Here is a 17,499-nt window from a genome sequence, read left to right as displayed (position 1 = left end):
AGATGTGTTTCTAATTTCAATCAATTTTTTTTAGTTATTGATTTTTATATTTCTCGATAGCTTCTTCTATTTTTTCAATTCTGTTATCCGGATCTGGATGCGTACTTTGCATTTCTGGAACACGATTGGGGCCTGCTGCAGCTTTCAAAATTTCCATTACACCTATCATTTCTCTAGGGTTGTATCCCGCTTTAAGCATAAATTTTACACCAAGTTCATCGCTTTCCAACTCATCGTCTCTTCCATTTGTTAATAAGGTGTTTTGACCAATTCCACTTACTAATCCTCCCATATCTGCACCAACAGAGCCAGCAGTGGCTAAACCTTGCCAATACTCACTTTCGGCAATACGTTCTGCGCTATGGCGGCCTAAAACGTGACCAATTTCATGACCTAACACACCAGCAAGCTGATCTTCGTTTTCGAGTTTAGAAAAAAGAGCATGTGTTATAAATATTTGACCGCCAGGTAAAGCAAAAGCATTAATGGTATTAGGGTCTGCTAATAAATGGAATTCGTATTTATATGGTGTTTGTCTAGCTATACTGTTGTTTACTAACTTGTTGCCAACGTTATCAACTAGTGCTTGGTATTGTGTGTTAGGGTGTAAACCTCCGTGTTGTTGTGCCATTTGTGGAGCGCTTTGTAAGCCGATAGCAATTTCCTCATCGGCAGCCATAGATATGGTTTGCATACGTCCAGTATATGGGTTTTCTTCTCTTTGGCTGCATCTTTTAAATACAAAAAATAAGGCTATTGCTACACCAATAAGTAATCGGAATTTAAGATTTTTACTTCTCATTTTGAATTATTTAGTAACTAAAATTACAAAATTTTAGCGTATAAAGTTATGACCCCTAATTTTTAGTTTCGTCACTTTGCTTTAAAGGATTTTATACATAACGTAGTGTAAACCAATATCTTTAATATTAAATGCATTACCTATTGGCATATAATTGTTGTTTTGGTAAAAAGGAACGGCCACTTCTCTAGCATTGCACCAAATTATTTTTATGCTCTTTTTACCTAGAAATTTTTCGCCATGGCTTAAAATAACTTTTCCAAAACCTTGACCTTGGTAGGTTTTTAAAATAGCCATACCTCGCAATTGATATTGGTTTGTGGAAGGTACATTAGGGTTTGAATTTTTAAAGAACGAGCAAACGCCAATTAAATTATCGTTTGTAAAAAGCCCGAAGTGGAGCGTGGTTTTTAAATCATCGCCTGGAAGAATACAGGATTCTATAGGTTTTCCTGCTCTTAAAATGGGATGACGAACAGCATGCGTTTCTTGGGCGCTTATTTGCTTTATGTTTAGGTTAGGGTTGATGGTGTATTAAGTTTTTGTGTTAGCTTATCAAATTTAAAACTATTTTTGAAAAGTATTACCTTAATTGAAATGTAGTTTATGGCTTTTGAATTTAAAATTTTAGAAAATGAAAACATTAATTTAATAATCCCTTTGGTTTATAAGTTGAATGATTATAAGGTGTCTGAAACTATTTTAGAACAACGTTTTAATGAAATGATTGTGCAAAACTATGAATGCGCAGTAATTTATGATGGCGATAAACTTGTTGGAGTTTGCGGATTATGGTATTGCACAAGGCATTACTCTGGCAGAAGTGTAGAGCCAGATCATGTTTTTATTGATGATGCGTATAGAGGGCAAGGTTTAGGGAAGCTGTTTTTTGAATGGATCTATAATTACGTGTTGGGTAAAGGTTTTGAGACTATGGAATTAAATACTTATGTTTCTAATTATCAGTCGCATAAGTTTTATTTTAATGAAGACTTTAAAATTTTAGGGTATCATTTTATAAAAAAGCTTTAAATTTTCTTGCAGAAGCGGAAACTGTTTATATATTTGCACTCGGAATTAAAAAAGGCGAGAGTAGCTCAGTTGGTAGAGCGTCAGCCTTCCAAGCTGAATGTCGCCAGTTCGAACCTGGTCTCTCGCTCAAAAAGCTTCATCATAACGATGAAGCTTTTTTTTATGCATTGGTTTTGGCAGTTTTGCCCGCGTGAGGGATAGTAGTGGAAAGCCCACAGCCTGACGAAGGAAGTGCGAGGACTTGTAGCGAATAGCCCGACCCTTGGGGCACGCCCAAATTATTTTAATTGATTAAGCTCGGTTTCTGGAGTTACTTCGTAAGGTGTTTTGTTGTATTCGAAAATTCGTGCTGTTAGGTCACCTTTTAATATAATGGAATCGTTTTTTACTTCTAACCAGCTGCCTTCTCTTAGCCCAATTACGGGTTGAGTGTTGTAATGGTGGAATTCTTTTATGCGGGTTGCGCGCGTTTCGCCTTTGTGTTTACTGTTTGGGTCGGGGTCCAAATAATGTGGGTTTATATTAAAAGGCACCAAGCCTAAGGCGTTAAAATTTGGCGGATATACAATGGGCATATCGTTGGTGGTTTTTATGCTTAGGCCGCAAATATTGCTGCCAGCACTAGTGCCTAAATAGGGCGTGCCGTTTTGTACTACCTGTTTAAGTTGGGTTATTAAATTGTTTTTGTGGAGCTGGTTTGCAAGTACAAAGGTGTTGCCGCCGCCAACAAAAATAGCTTGGGCATTGGTTATGGCCTCGATAGGATTTTTAAATTCATGGATGCCTATTACTTGTTTATTTAGATTGGCAAATGCTTGTTTTGCAATATCTGAATAAGCGTCGTGCGATATGCCACCAGGTCGTGCATAGGGGATAAAAAGGATGGTTTTTGCGTTTTTAAAAAGGACGTTTAGGGGTTGGGTAATATATTCTAAATATCCGCTACCGTAGATGGTAGATGTGCTTGCTATAATTATATTTCGCATGACATAATTGGTGTTTTTTGTAAAACTAATCAATAATTGGTTTTGGTAAAGATTTCGTTTAATTTGTTTTAAAAATTGAATTAAAAGTGGTATTTTCAAAGTAAAAAAATATGAAAAAATTTATTCTCTTTTTAACTTTTTTAAGTGCCCTAAATGTAGTGGCACAAAATACGAATAGAATAGAAGTATCTGGAAAACTTATTGTTGAGGGTAGTGATGTGTCTGGAATTACTATTTTTAATGCGTCGGCAAATGTGGGAACCATTACTGATAACAAAGGAGAGTTTGTTTTAAAAGTAACTTTAAATGATAATATTGAAGTTAGTGCATTGCAGTATCAAAATATTAGTTTTAAGGTTAATGAAGCTATAATGAAATCTAGAAAAATGAAACTCTTTTTAATTGAAGAGATTAATAAACTAGATGAGGTTATTGTTATTAAAGACGGGCTTTCGGGTAATTTAAGTCAAGATTTAGAAGATACAACGCCTTTTAAGCCGCAATTAGATGCTTTATATTTTGGGGTTAAAAACAGTAAAGAATATAATTTTGAAAAGGATTATAAAACTGCAACCAAAAATATTGCAATTGATAGGCAACATTTACCCATGATTAATGGTTTAAATATTGTTAATGTTGTAGACCAATTGTTATTACCTTTATTTAGAAGCGGAGTTAAAGATAAGGAGAAGGCTGGTGTACCCGATGTGCCAATTGAGGCTGTTAAATATTATTTTGGGTCGGAATTTTTAATTGATAACTTTAATATTCCAGAACATCGTGTTGAGGAGTTTATACAATACGTGCAAAGTGATAACTTCGATTTTTCGCTACTTAACTATGGTAAGGAAATGGATTTTCTTGAGCTACTAAACAAGAAAAGTATAGCGTTTTTAGATTCTAAAAACTAAATTCATCTTTTAGTTTTTAACAAAACATTAAAAGCTATTTGTATTTTATTTAAGAATTGATATCCGTTCTTTATGCTCTAATTAATTCAATTTGAGTAGAACATTACTTTTTGTATTTCTTATTTTACTAGCACTTCCTGGTTATAGTCAAGCTATTAACAGGGTAGAGGTTAGTGGCGTCTTGCTATCAAAAAACAATGATATTGAGGCGGTAACGGTTTTTAATAAATCGTCTAACAAAGGGACGATTACAGATGTTGAAGGACGATTTAAGTTACATGTAGCTTTAAATGATATAATAGAAATTTCGGCATTACAATTCCAAACGGTACACGTTACTATTGATGAAGTTATAATAGCATCAAAAGCACTAAAAATACAACTAGTAGAACAAGTTAACCAGTTGGATGCCGTAACACTCTCGTCTGGGTTAACAGGAAATATGGGTACAGATATTGCTCAAGTTAAAACCGTAAAACCTATGATTCTCGATATGGGAAATATGGATGTCGATTTTGAGTATAATGTAGATAAGGCATTTGATAATTCTGTAATTCAAGATCATTTAACATCTGTAATCGATCCTGGGGCAAGAAAATACCAGCCCGATTTATTTAAAATTCTAAAATTTTTAACAAAATCTAAAAAGGATTTAAAACTTACCAAAGAGGTGTTTGTTGGCGATAACTACCAAAAGCCAAAGGATATATTTAGTGTGTATTCTTTAAACGACCTTAAAGAACTTTTTGAAATCCCTGAAGATAAGCTTAATGCCTATGTTGCTTTTGTTGAAAATAATGGTATTGAGCCAGACCTTTTTAAGGACGAAAATAGAATTCTACTTATAGAGTTTTTAGTAAAGCAAAAAGAACAATTTTTAAAAACTCAGCATGTTAAAAATTAAAACGCTCTTGGTAGTTGTTGGCGTATTTGGATTTCAAGAGGCATTTTCTCAAACCATAGAGTTATTGGGTAGGATAGCAAGTAATGGTGATATAGAAAACATTCATGTTATTAATAATACGGCGCAAGCTTTTACCATAACAGATATAGATGGTCACTTTAAAATTCCTGCAAAATTAAGCGATACATTAACGTTTTCTTCCATACAATACAAACTAAAAGAGGTTGTTGTAACGCAAACCATAATAGATAACGAGGCTATTTTTGTAACTTTAAATGAGCATATTAACGAACTAGACGAGGTTATTGTTGGTAAAATATTAACGGGCGATTTGTTTTCTGATATTAGAAATATGGATGCCAATGCGCCTATTGATTTTTACGATGTTGGTATTCCTGGTTTTACAGGTACGCCTGCTACGCAAAGCGAACGCCGTTTAAGTGAAGCCTCTAAGTTTAGTCCAAAAGCAGGAGGTTCTTTAGGAGGAGTAGGAGGTTCGGTTTCTATTGCGCCTTTAATTAATGCTATTACAGGCAGAACCAAAATGCTGAAAAATAGAGTTAAAATTGAAGAAAAAGAATCTTTAATGCAAACTATAAAAGGTAGGTTGGCTAGTGATTTTTTTGCTTCAAACCCTTTAGACGAAAGCTTACAAGCCGATTTTTTCTACTTTTGTGCAGACGATCCTAATTTTGTTAAGCATTGTAAAAACCAAACAGACTTTAAGGCTTTAATTTTTTTAAGAATGAAGTACAAGCAATACCTAGCTAATTTAGAAGACAATAAAAATTAATTAACTTCGGAATGCTTTTTGATTTCCAATAAAGTAATTTAGTGGTCTATAAATTTTAATCATGAAGGTTTTTAAATATTTAATCATTCTTTTAGTGCTTCCGCTTTTTGCATTTACTACAATGCATAAATATTATATAAGCGTTACGCAAGTTAATTACGTAAAGGAAAAGGAATCTCTCCAAATAATTTCTAGAATTTTTATTGACGATTTTGAAAGCGTACTGCGGTCAAATTATGATAAAAATATCATATTAGCAGTAAAGGATGAGCCTAAAGAAACTGATTCTTTAATGAATATCTATCTGCAATCTAAATTGAAAATAAAAATTAACGATAAACCTGTTTTATTTAATTTTATAGGTAAAGCCTATGATGGCGATATTGTAAGGTGTTATCTTGAAGTGGAGCATGTAAAGTATATTGATGTGCTTTCAATTACCAATTCCATTTTATTAGATTATCAAGAGGATCAGCAAAATATCGTAAAAACTAAAATTAATTCTAAAACTAAAAGTTTTATTTTAACTTCAAATAATACTAGTGCATTGTTAAATTTTAACTAAAACAATGTAAATTGATTGTATAATTTAGTATTTTCGACGACATTTTGTAACAATCTTCTAACGAAAATTACGAAAGACACATTTTTTTCTAATAAAACTAAAAACTAATATGAAAAAGCACGCTTATCTATTCTTATCTTTTGTATTCCTTTTTTCAGGTGTTTTTGCTCAAGAGCAAAATAATGAAAAACCGCAGGGACACACAGATCAAAACAAGTTTAGACAAATGAAAGACCTTTTGGCAACCCCAAACGAAACACGAAATGCTTCGGGTGCTCCAGGTCATGCTTACACGCAACAGCAGGTAGATTATGTAATGAACATCCGTTTGGATGAAAATACAAACCAAATTTTTGGCGACGAGAAAATAACATATCATAATAACTCTAAAGACCATTTGGAGTATTTATGGATACAGTTAGACCAAAATATGCGTGCTAAAGATTCTAAAACACCAGATGCCAATCCTGAAAGTTTTAAAACGCCTTTTAACGGTCCAACTATGTTTACTAAAAACAACTTAAAAGAACGTTTTGATGGTGGTTTTAATATTGAATATGTAAAAAATGACGATGGGTCCCCATTATCACATTCCATAAACCGCACCATGATGCGTATTAATTTACCAAAACCTTTAGCGCCAGGTGCTGTATTTAAATTCAGTATTAAGTGGCATTATAATATTAACGACATTAATGTTGATGGTGGTCGTTCTGGTTTAGAAACTTTTCCTGATGGAAATAACAACTACACTATTGCGCAGTTTTTTCCAAGACTTTGTGTTTATGATAATGTTGAAGGATGGCAGAATATGCAATTCTGGGGTCGTAGTGAGTTTGCTTTAGAATTTGGAAATTATGATGTAAAAATTACAGCGCCTGCAGATCATATTTTAGAAGCAACCGGAGAATTACAAAATCCAAAAGATGTTTTATCTAAAGAGCATCAAAAACGTTTAAAATTAGCAGAAAAATCATTTAAAGATCCTGTTTTTATTGTTACTGAAGAGGAGTCTGTTGCGGCAGGTAAATCAAGAAGTACAAAAGAAAAAACATGGCATTTTAAAGCAGAAAAAGTAAGAGACTATGCATTTGCATCTTCAAGAAAATATATTTGGGATGCTATGGCAGTTAATATTAATGGTAAAACTGTAATGGCTATTTCCCTTTATCCAAAAGAAGGAAATCCATTATGGGAAGAGCATTCTACACGTGTGGTTGCTAATACTTTAGAGGAGTATTCTAAACTAACTTTCGATTATCCTTATAGTAAAGCTATATCTGTACATTCAGAAAGACAGGGTATGGAATATCCAATGATTTGTTTTAACTACGGAAGACCAGATCCTGATGGAAGTTATTCTGAACGATTAAAAAGAGGTATGATAGGTGTTATTACTCATGAGGTAGGACACAACTTCTTTCCTATGATTGTAAATAGTGATGAGCGCCAATGGACTTGGATGGACGAAGGTTTAAATTCGTTTGTTGAAACGCTTGCAGAATTAGATTACGATCCTAATTTTATAACAGGAAACCTACCTAAAGATATTGTAGATTACATGGGAGGCGATCAAAGTCATATTTCTCCAATAATGTCTCATGGCGATTATGTATATCAATTTGGTCCTAATGCCTATACTAAACCGGCAGCAGGTTTATACATGTTAAGACAAACTATAATGGGGCCAGAATTGTTCGATTATGCTTTTAGAACTTATTCGCAACGTTGGATGTTTAAACACCCAACACCTGCAGATTTTTTCAGAACCATGGAAGATGCTTCGGCAATGGATTTAGATTGGTTTTGGAGAGGTTGGTTTTACACTACAGATTACACAGATATTGGAGTTAAAGAAGTTAAGCAGTTTTACTTAACCGATAAGCCAACAGAAACGGCCAAAGAAACAGCTAAAAAGTATAATATGAATTTAGACGATTTTAAAGATCGTTTAGTGTATTATGCCGAAGCTGAAAATGGAGATATACCTCAAGATGCAAAAGGCGTATCGGATTTTAAATTTTTAACAGACTATATTGCTAGCTTGCCAGAAGCTGAAAAAGCAAAGTTGAAATCAGCGGCACCTAAGTATTTTTACGAAGTTGTTTTTGAGAAACCAGGAGGATTAGTAATGCCTATTATTTTAGATATTACTTATGAAGATGGAACAACCGAAAGAAAAACGTATCCTGCGCAAATTTGGAGGTATAATGATAAGGAGGTTAGTAAAGTGTTTAAAACAAACAAGCGTATTACGGGCTTAGCTATTGATCCAGACCTAGAAACGGCGGATGTTGATACATCTAATAATTCTTGGCCTAGAAAAGCTGAGGATAATAAATTTGATGCTTTTAAGAATAAAGTAAATAATTAATAGAAATTAATTTTTGTGAAAGCCGATTTTTTTTAAAATCGGCTTTTTTATTCCATTAATTTTAAATGGAATAATAAAAACAACTTAGTATATTTGTGCTGTGATATTACAAGTAACATTCTTATTTATTAGCGGCGGGGAAATAGCATTTATCCTGTTTATCGCTATTATGGTTTTTGGGGCAGATAAGTTGCCCGAAATAGCTCGTGGCTTAGGTCAAGGTATGCGAACCCTTAAGGATGCCACTAACGATATAAAACACGAAATAACAAAAACGGCCGAAAAAAGCGGAATCGACACAAGTATTACCAAGGATGTTAAAAAGGAATTGGATAAAGTAAAAGAAGATTTAGAAGATTTCACAGGTTCAGTAAAACGAAAATTTTAGTATTTTGTCGATTGGGGGTATGCGTTTCATCGTGTTTTATTGTTGGTTTAACGAGTTTTTAAGCTATATGGTGCATTTAGGGGTATCTTGAAAATCCCAAATCGTTAATGTATTTCAAAATGAAAAAAAGCCTATTATTGTTTTTTTGTTCGCTTACTTTTTTGACATATAGTCAAAATGAAAGGGAGGCTATAAAGCAAATTGACAGTATTAACTCTTCGGCTTTAAAATCTTATAATGAAAGTAAAATAGTTAAAGCGTTTAATGGCTTTAATACAGCTAAAAAAATAGCAGATTCCATAAGTGATAATTATGGTATAGCCATTTCTAATTTAAATTTAGGAAATATTTACCGCTTAATGCATGAAAATGCAAATGCCAAAGATTCTTACTCATCCATGTTAAAAGCCGCTAAGGCTATAAAAGACAACTATTTAATAGCCAACGCTTATTTAAATTTGGCTACACTTACCAAAGATGAAAACGAATCGCAAACAACTATTGATTTATTTAAAAATGCTTTAGACCATATCTCTAAAAACCAATATTTGGCTAATGAGAATTATAACCTAAGTCAATATGAAAACTTATTGGTTAAAATACGAATAGGTCTAGCCGAATTCTACATAGAAAATGATTTCTTAGAGGAAGCCCAAGTCAATCTTTTACGTGCTGAGGATATTATTAATAAGGAGACGTTTTCTAATAATTATCAAACAGGTTACTTCAATTACATATACGGCGTTAATTTTTTTAAAAAGGAACTTTATAATAATGCGAACGAAAAGTTTAACAAAGCCATTGATTTTTTAAACAGGGAGCATGCTACGAACGACGATACTTCGTTGCTTTTAAGTAAGATTTATAAAAGTTTATCACTTTCGTATTCCGCCACAGATAGCGAAGAACAAGCGTATTTAGCATTGCTAAAATATGATGAGTTTAAAGATGAGTTTTTAAATAAAGAAAAAGTAAAAGAAAACGCTATTTATAAATCTAGGTTTTTATTAGCAACGTATAAAAATGAAGCTCAATTGGCAAATAGCGAGAAGTTATACCAATTAAAAATTGCCGATAAAGTCAAAAAAATCAACTTAATAATTATTATAGCCTTAATTTTATTATTAGCTACTCTGCTTATTTTATACAAATACTATGTAGCGAAACGTCGACTTTCAGATGTTCTGAAGCAACAAAATGCTGAACTAGAAATTGCTAAAAATGATGCTTTAAAATCTTCAGAATTAAAATCTAAATTTATTTCTAACGTATCTCACGAATTAAGAACACCACTATATGGTGTTGTGGGATTAACATCTATAATGCTAGAAAATAGTAATCTAGACGAGGCTAATGTTAAATATTTAAAATCACTAAAGTATTCTGGCGATTATTTACTAAACCTAATAAACGATGTGTTGCAGGTCAGTAAGATTGAGTCTAAAAAGCTAGAAATTAATAATACGACGGTGCATTTAAGATCACTCATTCAAAACGTAACAGATTCTTTTGATTATAGTTTAGGTGAGTCTAATAACCAAATGCATATTTTTATTGACGAGCGTATTCCGGAATTTATCCTATGCGATAAATTAAGGTTGTCTCAGGTTTTATTCAATTTAATAGGTAATAGTATAAAGTTTACCCAAAATGGAAATATTTCCATTAAAGCTAATTTTAAGGAAATAGATAGCGAAAAGGTATTGATTGCCTTCGAGGTTGTAGATGACGGTCCAGGAATTTCTAAGGAGAAACAAGGTTCTATTTTTGATAATTTTATTCAACTAAACGAAAATTCTAATACGGGTTATCAAGGTGCAGGTTTAGGGCTTTCTATAGCTAGTAAAATCGTTAAATTATTTAATAGTACCATTGAGCTTGAAAGTGAATTGGGTGTTGGTTCTACTTTCAGTTTTGTGGTAAGTTTTAAAATAGATACCAACGCTATCGAGCAAATAAAAAGTGAAAAAGATGAAGATGTTTTAACTTCTTATAGTCCGGAGAGCTTAAGAATATTAATAGCGGAGGATAATAAAATAAACCAAATTGTTACGGGTAATTTGCTCAAAAAAGAGAACTTTCAGTATGATATTGTTGAGAATGGTTTAGAGGCTTTAAAAGCATTTAAAAACAACACATACGATTTAATTTTAATGGATATTAATATGCCTTTAATGGATGGAAACGAGGCTACTTTAAAGATTAGAGAGTTTAATAATCAAATTCCAATAATAGCTTTAACGGCGTCTAGTAAAGATGAGCTAATGTTAAATAAACTCGATAAAGGTTTTGATGATATTATTACCAAACCATTTGATAATGATTTGTTCTTTAATACTATTAACAAATTAATTGAAATAAGTAAGACTAAGGGTAATGATGATGGTATTCGCGTTATAAAATTTTCATCATAGTTAGCCCTTTGTTTTTTATAGGTGTTACGCCCTACTTTCGTTTATAACTTTCTACTAATAGTCAAGCCATCTCTAATAGGTAATAAAACCGTTTCTACACGTTTATCCTCTTTTAAAAGCGCATTATACTTAATTAATTCTGGCGTAGATACATCGTCCTTTTTAAAGGTGGTATCAAGCACTTTACCACTCCACAATACGTTATCCGATAAAATAATACCGCCAGTATTTAACTTATCTATAATAACATTAAAATAATTAGAGTAGTTCACCTTATCGGCATCAATAAAAACCAAATCAAAAGTTGCATCGAGTTTAGGAATAATATCCAAAGCGTTTCCTAAATGCTGTTTAATTTGATGTCCGTAATTAGATTTATCAAAATATTTCCTCTGAAAATCTACTAGTTCTTCATTAATATCAATGGTATGTAATTCTCCAGTATTTTGCATGCCTTCTGCTAAACATAATGCCGAATAGCCTGTGTATGTTCCAATTTCTAAAATGTTTTTAGGGTTTACCAATTTAGAAATTATGCTTAAAATCCTGCCTTGATAATGCCCACTTAACATTCTAGGTTGTAAAATTTTCTGGTAGGTTTCTCTCGTAAGTTGTTGTAGTAATTCTGGTTCGTTTTCAGAATGGGCAACCACGTAATTGTCTAATTCTTCTGTTATAAAATGCATTAATTAAATTGTTAAGATTATCAAAAGTATCACTTTTTAATATATCTGCTTTAATTTCAATGCAATTTAGAAACTATATATGCAGTTCGTCAGAAATCAGTTTCAATATTAAATCTTAACAAGTTTCTTTGAGCTTTATAAATAGTTAAATTTACAATCATGAAAAGATTCATTTTACTTGCTCTTATTCTTATAAGTATTCCTGTTATTGTAATATCAGGTTCTAGTAAAAGTCAAAACCGTAAGAACAACAATCCAGATTTACCAAAGGATGATAAATGGGAATATGTAAAGGAACGACTTTTTGAATGCGAAACTCAAAATTTTCATAGTTATTCGGGGCCTATATTAATTGAATTAGTAAATGCTCATTCTCCAGACAGTACAGCTTTAATGTCTGTTTTTGATGAGCTAAGGGGCGTATTACCCGACAAGGATATTGATTATTTTAGAAACTACACAGGTGCTAGTTCATTAAGAGTTTCTCAAAGTGATGATCCCAAAGAAGTAAACGGGGTCAAGTTTTCTAAACTAAAGGGGCGTGCTTTAACTCTTTGGATTACAGAAGTAGAATCAAAAAAAGAAGCCTATAAATTATATGATGAAAGGTTCTTGAAAACGGCTAGTCTTAATTATTTTGGATCGAAATTGGTAAATAGACGAACAAGAGGTCCACTTGTCAAAAAAAGAAATTATGTCTCAAATAGTCGACAATTTACTTTTAAGTTTCATAAAAGCCAAACTGTAAAAGAAAGAATGGAAATGATGAGGTTCTATTTAGTTAGAATGATATCATGTGCAAACCTGTTTAAGGAAAGAACTAATCGTGAGTTTGAAGTTGTAGGAGCGATGCTGAATAGTAATAAAGCGTCTTCATGGCATCTTGATTTTACTGAATATGATAAGTTTTTACTGCAAAAATTCTATTCACCAACTTTGGTTGAAGATTATAGAAATTATATGTTTAAGGCATATCCAAGGTGGTCTGCTGATAATCTTGTAGATAAAGAAAAAACTAAGCTATTGGCCAATTGGACGCGTGCTATTTTGACTATGGTATTCTTTTTTTTATCTTTTGGTATTCTGTACAAGAGACAATATCGATTTCAATATTTAAGCTATTTTGTGCCTATTTTCATAGGCTATATATGTATTATTGAAATGAATTTTGTTGACAGTTATTTTTTTAATACGGGAAAACCTTTTAATCAAGAAAAATTTTGGTTTAGCTATTTGGTTTGGTTTACAAGTGTAGTTCTTATTGCACTCTTTTTATGGCTATTTGATAAGTATATTGTTAAAAGAGAAATGAGTTTTACTACTCAATTGGTATTAAAAACAAGTTTCACATTGTTCGTTTTTTTAGTTCCAGCGTTTTTATTTCCAATCATATTATCCGATATTGAATGGAATAAAATTTATCATATTAACTGGATTAAATCTTATGATTATTTTTTAGGATTTCGCTCTCCTGTTACATGGGCTTTTCTATTTTCATTAGGACGAGGTGTTTTATTATACCTAGATCACTTTTCAGAAAACTTAGTGAAACAAAAAGACATAGAATTAAGTACGCTAAAAGCAGCCAATGCTCAAGCTGAAGTCAGATTATTACAATCTCAAATAAATCCACATTTTTTATATAATGCCTTAAATTCTATAGCAAGTTTAGCACAAACGGATTCTGAAAAAACAGAGAAAATGGCATTGTCTTTATCCGATTTATTTAAATACACCATCAACCGTAAAGGAAAAAAGAACAGTACCATTGGCGATGAGGTAGAAATGGTTAAAAATTATCTGGAAGTAGAACAAATTCGTTTTGGAGACCGCTTATCTTTCAATATTAGTGTTGATGAAAGTTTGGAAGCTATAGAAATTCCAATGTTTCTTATTCAACCAATTATTGAAAACGCTGTAAAGCACGGTATTTCTAAAATTGGAAATAATGGAGAGATTGAATTGAAAATTGTTAGAAATAATTCAGATATTGCTATAACGGTCCATGATAATGGTCCTGATTTCCCAGATGGATTGGTTAGTGGTCATGGCTTGCAAACGGTTTTCGATTTGTTACGTTTAAGTTATGGGGAAAACGCAGATTTAAGTTGGACTAATACACCTAAAAAAGAAATAGTAATCACAATAAAAAATATAAATTAAGATGAATAAATCGTATTCAACCTTAATAATTGACGATGAGCCTTTAGCCAGAAAACGTTTAGAAAAGTTGCTTTTAAATTTTCCTGAGAGCATTAATGTTGTTGGGTTTTCAATAAATGGCGGTGAGGCTAAACAACAGATTGAGGTTTTAAAACCAGACCTTATTTTTTTGGATATTGAGATGCCAGTAATCAATGGATTTGAATTAATCGAAGCATTAGATAAAATACCGTTAATTGTATTTTGTACAGCGCACGACGAGTATGCTCTAAAGGCTTTTGAAACGAATAGTGTGGATTATTTGGTAAAACCTGTGCGTTTGGAACGCTTGGAGAAAACCATTGCTAAGTTGAGATTATTCAATAACAAAGATGCTTCACAAGATATTTTAAAAGTTGTTAGAGAATTATCGGCTAAAAAGAAGGAAAAGCTAATGACCTCAATAACCGTAAAAAAAGATGATAAACTGATTTTTATAAAATTAGAGGATATCATATATTTTGAAGCCAATGATAAATACGTGAGTATAGTTACAAATAAAGGTGTTTTTTTAACCGAAAAATCGTTAACCCAACTTGAAACACAGTTACCCGATTACTTTTTAAGAGTTCATCGGGCATTTATAATTAATACGAATTATGTTGAAGAAGTTCAGAAATATTTCAACAGTCGATTTATTTTTAAACTGAATAATAAAGGATTGTTTAGTGTAACTTCCGGCAGGAGTTATTCCGACAAAATTAAAATATGGTTGCAGGTTTAACTTAAAATTCTTTTAATCAATTTTTCTTTGGCGCTTTCGTCATCACCACACAGCCATTGTATAACGTTATTTTCCCAAATATCATCGTACTCAGTTTCATTAATAATTTTTCTGTCAACAGCTAAGTCTAGTATTTTTCCTGGGTACGACGATTGTTTATCGCTTTCCATTTCGCCTAACGGGTAAGGGTCATCAAGCCCCATAATAACCTGTTTAGAGCCATGATTTCTAATAAGTAACTCTAATCCACCTGTATCATGCACTAGCGTGTCAAAAAATATGTTTTTATGTCCTACGGCTTTTCTTGGGTGGTGTTTGCCTTCAAATAAATCGGGTCTGCCATCAAAACCTTGAATACGTCTGCCTAAGTTAATTTGTGCTAACTGTCCACCATGAGCAAAACAAGTTCGCATATTCGGGAATTTATCTTGGTAGCCATTAAGTGTAAAAAAATGATATGCATCGCCACATTGGGCAAGCATCCAAATAAGGTGAAAACGCCAGGAGGTATTCTCTAGTTTAATAAACTTTTCGCCATCGTAAGGGTGAACTTCAACAGCCAAATTATATTTATCTGCCAATTCAAAAATAGGCTCATTCTCTTCATCAAAAATACAACGCCATGTGCCAATAGTATCCATGTAATGGGTGGGAAGGCAAAGTAATTGAAGTCCTAACTGTTCTACACAACGTTCAATTTCCCAACACGCACTTCTTATAAATGCAGGGTGCACCACAAAGCCGCAAGTAAATTTACTTGGGTTTTCTTGCTGCATTTTTGCGTTAAAATCGTTTTGAAAACGCAAAGCTTTTTTCATTTCCTCAACGCGTAAACCATTACCATAAAGTTGCGATAAATTTAAAACCACAGCATGATCTAACTTATTACGCTCCATCCATTCTAACTTTTCATCTAAGAAAAAACTGGAATCTGTAACAGGGCGTTTCCAATCCTTTTGAAGCATAAATTTTCTATCCTTATCCACCCAAAAAATGCCTTTTTCACGCATAAATTCAGGAATTTGCTCCGGGTAAGGTAGTAAATGAGAATGACCGTTTATTCGTAATTTACGTTTCATGTATAGGTCCTGAGAGGTCAGGAATCTTTAAAAGTTTATAATTTTAATCAATTTTAACCTTTTGTGGCGGTTGCATAACCTCACCACAATTAGGGCAGCTTCGTTTTTCCTTATCGCCATAATATTTATCGAATATTTTAGGCATATCGGTTTCAATATTTTCAACTGTAAAATCCTCTTCATAAAGTTTGGTTACGCAATTTTCGCAAAACCAAAGTAGCGCATCGCGCATACCTTCTGGTCGTTTGTATTCAATAACCAAGCCAACAGTGTTAGCTCCACGTTGCGGAGAATGTGGCACTTTTGGAGGTAGCAAATAAATATCACCTTCCTTAATATGGACATCCTTAGGCGTGCCTTTATCAATAATTTTTAATACAATATCACCTTCAACTTGATAGAAAAACTCTGGCGTTTCATTATAATGATAATCCTTTCTGTTATTCGGCCCACCAACAACCATAACAATAAAATCACCATCTTTCCACACCACTTTATTTCCAACTGGTGGTTTTAAAAGGTGTCTATTTTCTTCAATCCAAGCTTTAAAATTTATAGGCGATGTTAGGTTACTCATAGTTTTATGTTTTGGGCGTTACCACAGGGGTCAGGCTATCCGCTATATCTTTTTTATGTTTCACTTGTATAGTATCTAATTTAAAACAATTAATTATAGAAAATTACCGTTTACCAAATACTCTAAAATTCATAAAAAAGGATGCCGCTTCTATCCTTAACGCAAATTCGTTACTAATATACAAACCGCTCAAATTCTATTAAAGTTATAAAGGTTAAATTATTACAAAGATTTGGTTCGTCCACCATCAACAGGAACATTAACACCATTAACATAAGCAGCAGGCGTACTAGCTAAAAAGGTAATAACGCTAGCAGTTTCTTCCGGTTTAGCAAAACGTTTAGCAGGCGTGTAATTTTTCATTATTTCAGCCATATCTTCTAAAGCACGGTTCTCAATGTTCGCTTTAATTTTAATTATTTCGTTTAAACGTTCGGTTTCTGTAAAACCAGGAAGTACGTTGTTTACTGTAATACCAAATTCAGCTACTTCGGTAGCTAAAGTTTTACTCCAATTGCCAACAGCACCTCTAATAGTATTGCTAACACCTAAACCAGGAATTGGCTCTTTTACCGACGTAGAAATCACATTAATAATACGACCAAAACCTTCTTCTTTCATAAACGGAATGGTAGCTTGAGCTATTAAATGATTGCATTTAAGATGCATGGTAAATGCATTTTCAAAAGCTTCTAAGCTAGCTGTTAAAATTTCTCCACTTCTTGGGCCTCCTGTATTATTTATAACAATATGGAAGCCGTGTTCTTTTTCAATAAATTTAATTAGTTGCTCTTGTAGTTCTCTTGGGTTTAGAAAATCTGCAACAATGTAATTATGGTTTCTATGGTTTGGTAATTCGGCTAAAACAGCTTTTAGTTTTTCTCTGTTTCTAGCTACAAGGGTTACATGAACACCTTCGTTGGCCAAAGCTATTGCTGTGGCTTTACCTATGCCTTGTGTACTTCCGCAAACTAATGCGTATTTATTATTTAATTTTAAATCCATGATTATCTCCTCTTAACCTCTCCCAAAGGAGAGAAACTCAAAGTGGGAATTTGAGTT

The 17,499-nt window shown here is 32.7% G+C and carries 17 protein-coding genes and 1 tRNA gene; 11 read left to right on the top strand and 7 right to left on the bottom strand.

The window, feature by feature from the left end:
* Positions 1-34 precede the first annotated feature (34 nt).
* Both HNQ90_RS16375 and HNQ90_RS18030 read right to left on the bottom strand, forming a co-directional pair.
* The gene (locus HNQ90_RS16375) at positions 35-802 is read right to left on the bottom strand and encodes a M48 family metalloprotease (protein WP_144116747.1); all 768 of its coding nucleotides are present in this window, start codon (positions 800-802) and stop codon (positions 35-37) included.
* 81 nt (positions 803-883) lie between these two features.
* On the bottom strand, positions 884-1,234 hold the full coding sequence (locus tag HNQ90_RS18030) for a GNAT family N-acetyltransferase (RefSeq protein ID WP_260847855.1): 351 nt from the start codon (positions 1,232-1,234) through the stop codon (positions 884-886).
* 174 nt (positions 1,235-1,408) lie between these two features.
* Here HNQ90_RS18030 and HNQ90_RS16365 point away from each other — a divergent pair, with 174 nt between their 5' ends.
* Together HNQ90_RS16365 and HNQ90_RS16360 are read left to right on the top strand one after the other, a co-directional pair.
* A complete protein-coding gene (locus HNQ90_RS16365; protein WP_144116745.1) occupies positions 1,409-1,834 on the top strand; it encodes a GNAT family N-acetyltransferase in 426 nt (141 codons plus the stop codon).
* Positions 1,835-1,888: 54 nt separating this feature from the next.
* A tRNA-Gly gene (locus HNQ90_RS16360) sits at positions 1,889-1,961 on the top strand.
* Between the two features lie 151 nt (positions 1,962-2,112).
* On the opposite strand, the gene pepE is transcribed toward HNQ90_RS16360, so the two are convergent.
* The gene (gene pepE / locus HNQ90_RS16355; RefSeq protein WP_144116744.1) at positions 2,113-2,820 is read right to left on the bottom strand and encodes a dipeptidase PepE; all 708 of its coding nucleotides are present in this window, start codon (positions 2,818-2,820) and stop codon (positions 2,113-2,115) included.
* Positions 2,821-2,930: 110 nt separating this feature from the next.
* Between pepE and HNQ90_RS16350 the strand changes: the two genes are divergently transcribed.
* From HNQ90_RS16350 to HNQ90_RS16320, 7 genes are all read left to right on the top strand, one after another.
* Positions 2,931-3,731 (top strand): carboxypeptidase-like regulatory domain-containing protein, encoded by an 801-nt coding sequence (locus HNQ90_RS16350; RefSeq protein ID WP_144116743.1) that lies wholly within the window; start codon positions 2,931-2,933, stop codon positions 3,729-3,731.
* Positions 3,732-3,822: 91 nt separating this feature from the next.
* Complete coding sequence (locus tag HNQ90_RS16345; protein ID WP_144116742.1) at positions 3,823-4,635, top strand: carboxypeptidase-like regulatory domain-containing protein; 813 nt, start codon at positions 3,823-3,825, stop codon at positions 4,633-4,635.
* Positions 4,622-5,428 (top strand): carboxypeptidase-like regulatory domain-containing protein, encoded by an 807-nt coding sequence (locus HNQ90_RS16340; protein WP_221279894.1) that lies wholly within the window; start codon positions 4,622-4,624, stop codon positions 5,426-5,428. The genes HNQ90_RS16345 and HNQ90_RS16340 overlap by 14 nt, the downstream gene beginning before the upstream one ends.
* Positions 5,429-5,489: 61 nt before the next feature.
* Positions 5,490-5,993 (top strand): DUF6702 family protein, encoded by a 504-nt coding sequence (locus HNQ90_RS16335; RefSeq protein ID WP_144116741.1) that lies wholly within the window; start codon positions 5,490-5,492, stop codon positions 5,991-5,993.
* 109 nt (positions 5,994-6,102) lie between these two features.
* Positions 6,103-8,367: a M1 family metallopeptidase gene (locus HNQ90_RS16330; RefSeq protein WP_144116740.1), complete on the top strand. Its 2,265-nt coding sequence runs from the start codon at positions 6,103-6,105 to the stop codon at positions 8,365-8,367.
* Between the two features lie 100 nt (positions 8,368-8,467).
* Positions 8,468-8,755, top strand: coding sequence for a Sec-independent protein translocase subunit TatA/TatB (locus HNQ90_RS16325; protein WP_144116739.1), 288 nt, complete (start codon positions 8,468-8,470; stop codon positions 8,753-8,755).
* 161 nt (positions 8,756-8,916) lie between these two features.
* Positions 8,917-11,169 (top strand): response regulator, encoded by a 2,253-nt coding sequence (locus HNQ90_RS16320; RefSeq protein ID WP_172625882.1) that lies wholly within the window; start codon positions 8,917-8,919, stop codon positions 11,167-11,169.
* Between the two features lie 41 nt (positions 11,170-11,210).
* Here HNQ90_RS16320 and HNQ90_RS16315 read toward each other — a convergent pair whose 3' ends face one another.
* Entirely contained in the window at positions 11,211-11,855 is a 645-nt protein-coding gene (locus HNQ90_RS16315; RefSeq protein ID WP_144116737.1) for an O-methyltransferase, read from the bottom strand.
* Between the two features lie 159 nt (positions 11,856-12,014).
* Here HNQ90_RS16315 and HNQ90_RS16310 point away from each other — a divergent pair, with 159 nt between their 5' ends.
* Together HNQ90_RS16310 and HNQ90_RS16305 are read left to right on the top strand one after the other, a co-directional pair.
* Positions 12,015-14,018, top strand: a complete 2,004-nt coding sequence (locus HNQ90_RS16310; protein WP_144116736.1) for a sensor histidine kinase — start codon at positions 12,015-12,017, stop codon at positions 14,016-14,018.
* 1 nt (position 14,019) lies between these two features.
* Positions 14,020-14,781 carry a LytR/AlgR family response regulator transcription factor gene (locus HNQ90_RS16305; RefSeq protein ID WP_144116735.1) on the top strand — a complete coding sequence of 254 codons (762 nt, stop codon included), beginning with the start codon at positions 14,020-14,022 and terminating at the stop codon, positions 14,779-14,781.
* On the opposite strand, the gene HNQ90_RS16300 is transcribed toward HNQ90_RS16305, so the two are convergent.
* The 3 genes from HNQ90_RS16300 to HNQ90_RS16290 all read right to left on the bottom strand — a co-directional run bounded on the left by HNQ90_RS16300 (position 14,778) and on the right by HNQ90_RS16290 (position 17,442).
* Positions 14,778-15,860: an amidohydrolase family protein gene (locus HNQ90_RS16300; protein ID WP_144116734.1), complete on the bottom strand. Its 1,083-nt coding sequence runs from the start codon at positions 15,858-15,860 to the stop codon at positions 14,778-14,780. The genes HNQ90_RS16305 and HNQ90_RS16300 overlap by 4 nt on opposite strands.
* Before the next feature lie 43 nt (positions 15,861-15,903).
* On the bottom strand, positions 15,904-16,437 hold the full coding sequence (locus HNQ90_RS16295; RefSeq protein WP_144116733.1) for a 3-hydroxyanthranilate 3,4-dioxygenase: 534 nt from the start codon (positions 16,435-16,437) through the stop codon (positions 15,904-15,906).
* 222 nt (positions 16,438-16,659) lie between these two features.
* On the bottom strand, positions 16,660-17,442 hold the full coding sequence (locus tag HNQ90_RS16290) for an SDR family oxidoreductase (protein ID WP_144116732.1): 783 nt from the start codon (positions 17,440-17,442) through the stop codon (positions 16,660-16,662).
* Positions 17,443-17,499: the final 57 nt, after the last annotated feature.

Source organism: Algibacter amylolyticus, assembly GCF_014202225.1.
Taxonomy (GTDB): Bacteria; Bacteroidota; Bacteroidia; order Flavobacteriales; family Flavobacteriaceae; genus Algibacter_B; species Algibacter_B amylolyticus.
The sequence above is the reverse complement of the archived record's forward strand: the minus strand, read 5'-3'. Positions and strand labels throughout refer to the sequence as shown.

Bases quoted from the DNA above. Each gene is read 5' to 3' on its own strand.
- HNQ90_RS16375 (WP_144116747.1), bottom strand. From the start codon at position 802: ATGAGAAGTAAAAATCTTAAATTCCGATTACTTATTGGTGTAGCAATA.
- HNQ90_RS16365 (WP_144116745.1), top strand. From the start codon at position 1,409: ATGGCTTTTGAATTTAAAATTTTAGAAAATGAAAACATTAATTTAATA.
- pepE (WP_144116744.1), bottom strand. From the start codon at position 2,820: ATGCGAAATATAATTATAGCAAGCACATCTACCATCTACGGTAGCGGA.
- HNQ90_RS16350 (WP_144116743.1), top strand. From the start codon at position 2,931: ATGAAAAAATTTATTCTCTTTTTAACTTTTTTAAGTGCCCTAAATGTA.
- HNQ90_RS16340 (WP_221279894.1), top strand. From the start codon at position 4,622: ATGTTAAAAATTAAAACGCTCTTGGTAGTTGTTGGCGTATTTGGATTT.
- HNQ90_RS16335 (WP_144116741.1), top strand. From the start codon at position 5,490: ATGAAGGTTTTTAAATATTTAATCATTCTTTTAGTGCTTCCGCTTTTT.
- HNQ90_RS16330 (WP_144116740.1), top strand. From the start codon at position 6,103: ATGAAAAAGCACGCTTATCTATTCTTATCTTTTGTATTCCTTTTTTCA.
- HNQ90_RS16315 (WP_144116737.1), bottom strand. From the start codon at position 11,855: ATGCATTTTATAACAGAAGAATTAGACAATTACGTGGTTGCCCATTCT.
- HNQ90_RS16310 (WP_144116736.1), top strand. From the start codon at position 12,015: ATGAAAAGATTCATTTTACTTGCTCTTATTCTTATAAGTATTCCTGTT.
- HNQ90_RS16305 (WP_144116735.1), top strand. From the start codon at position 14,020: ATGAATAAATCGTATTCAACCTTAATAATTGACGATGAGCCTTTAGCC.
- HNQ90_RS16300 (WP_144116734.1), bottom strand. From the start codon at position 15,860: ATGAAACGTAAATTACGAATAAACGGTCATTCTCATTTACTACCTTAC.
- HNQ90_RS16295 (WP_144116733.1), bottom strand. From the start codon at position 16,437: ATGAGTAACCTAACATCGCCTATAAATTTTAAAGCTTGGATTGAAGAA.
- HNQ90_RS16290 (WP_144116732.1), bottom strand. From the start codon at position 17,442: ATGGATTTAAAATTAAATAATAAATACGCATTAGTTTGCGGAAGTACA.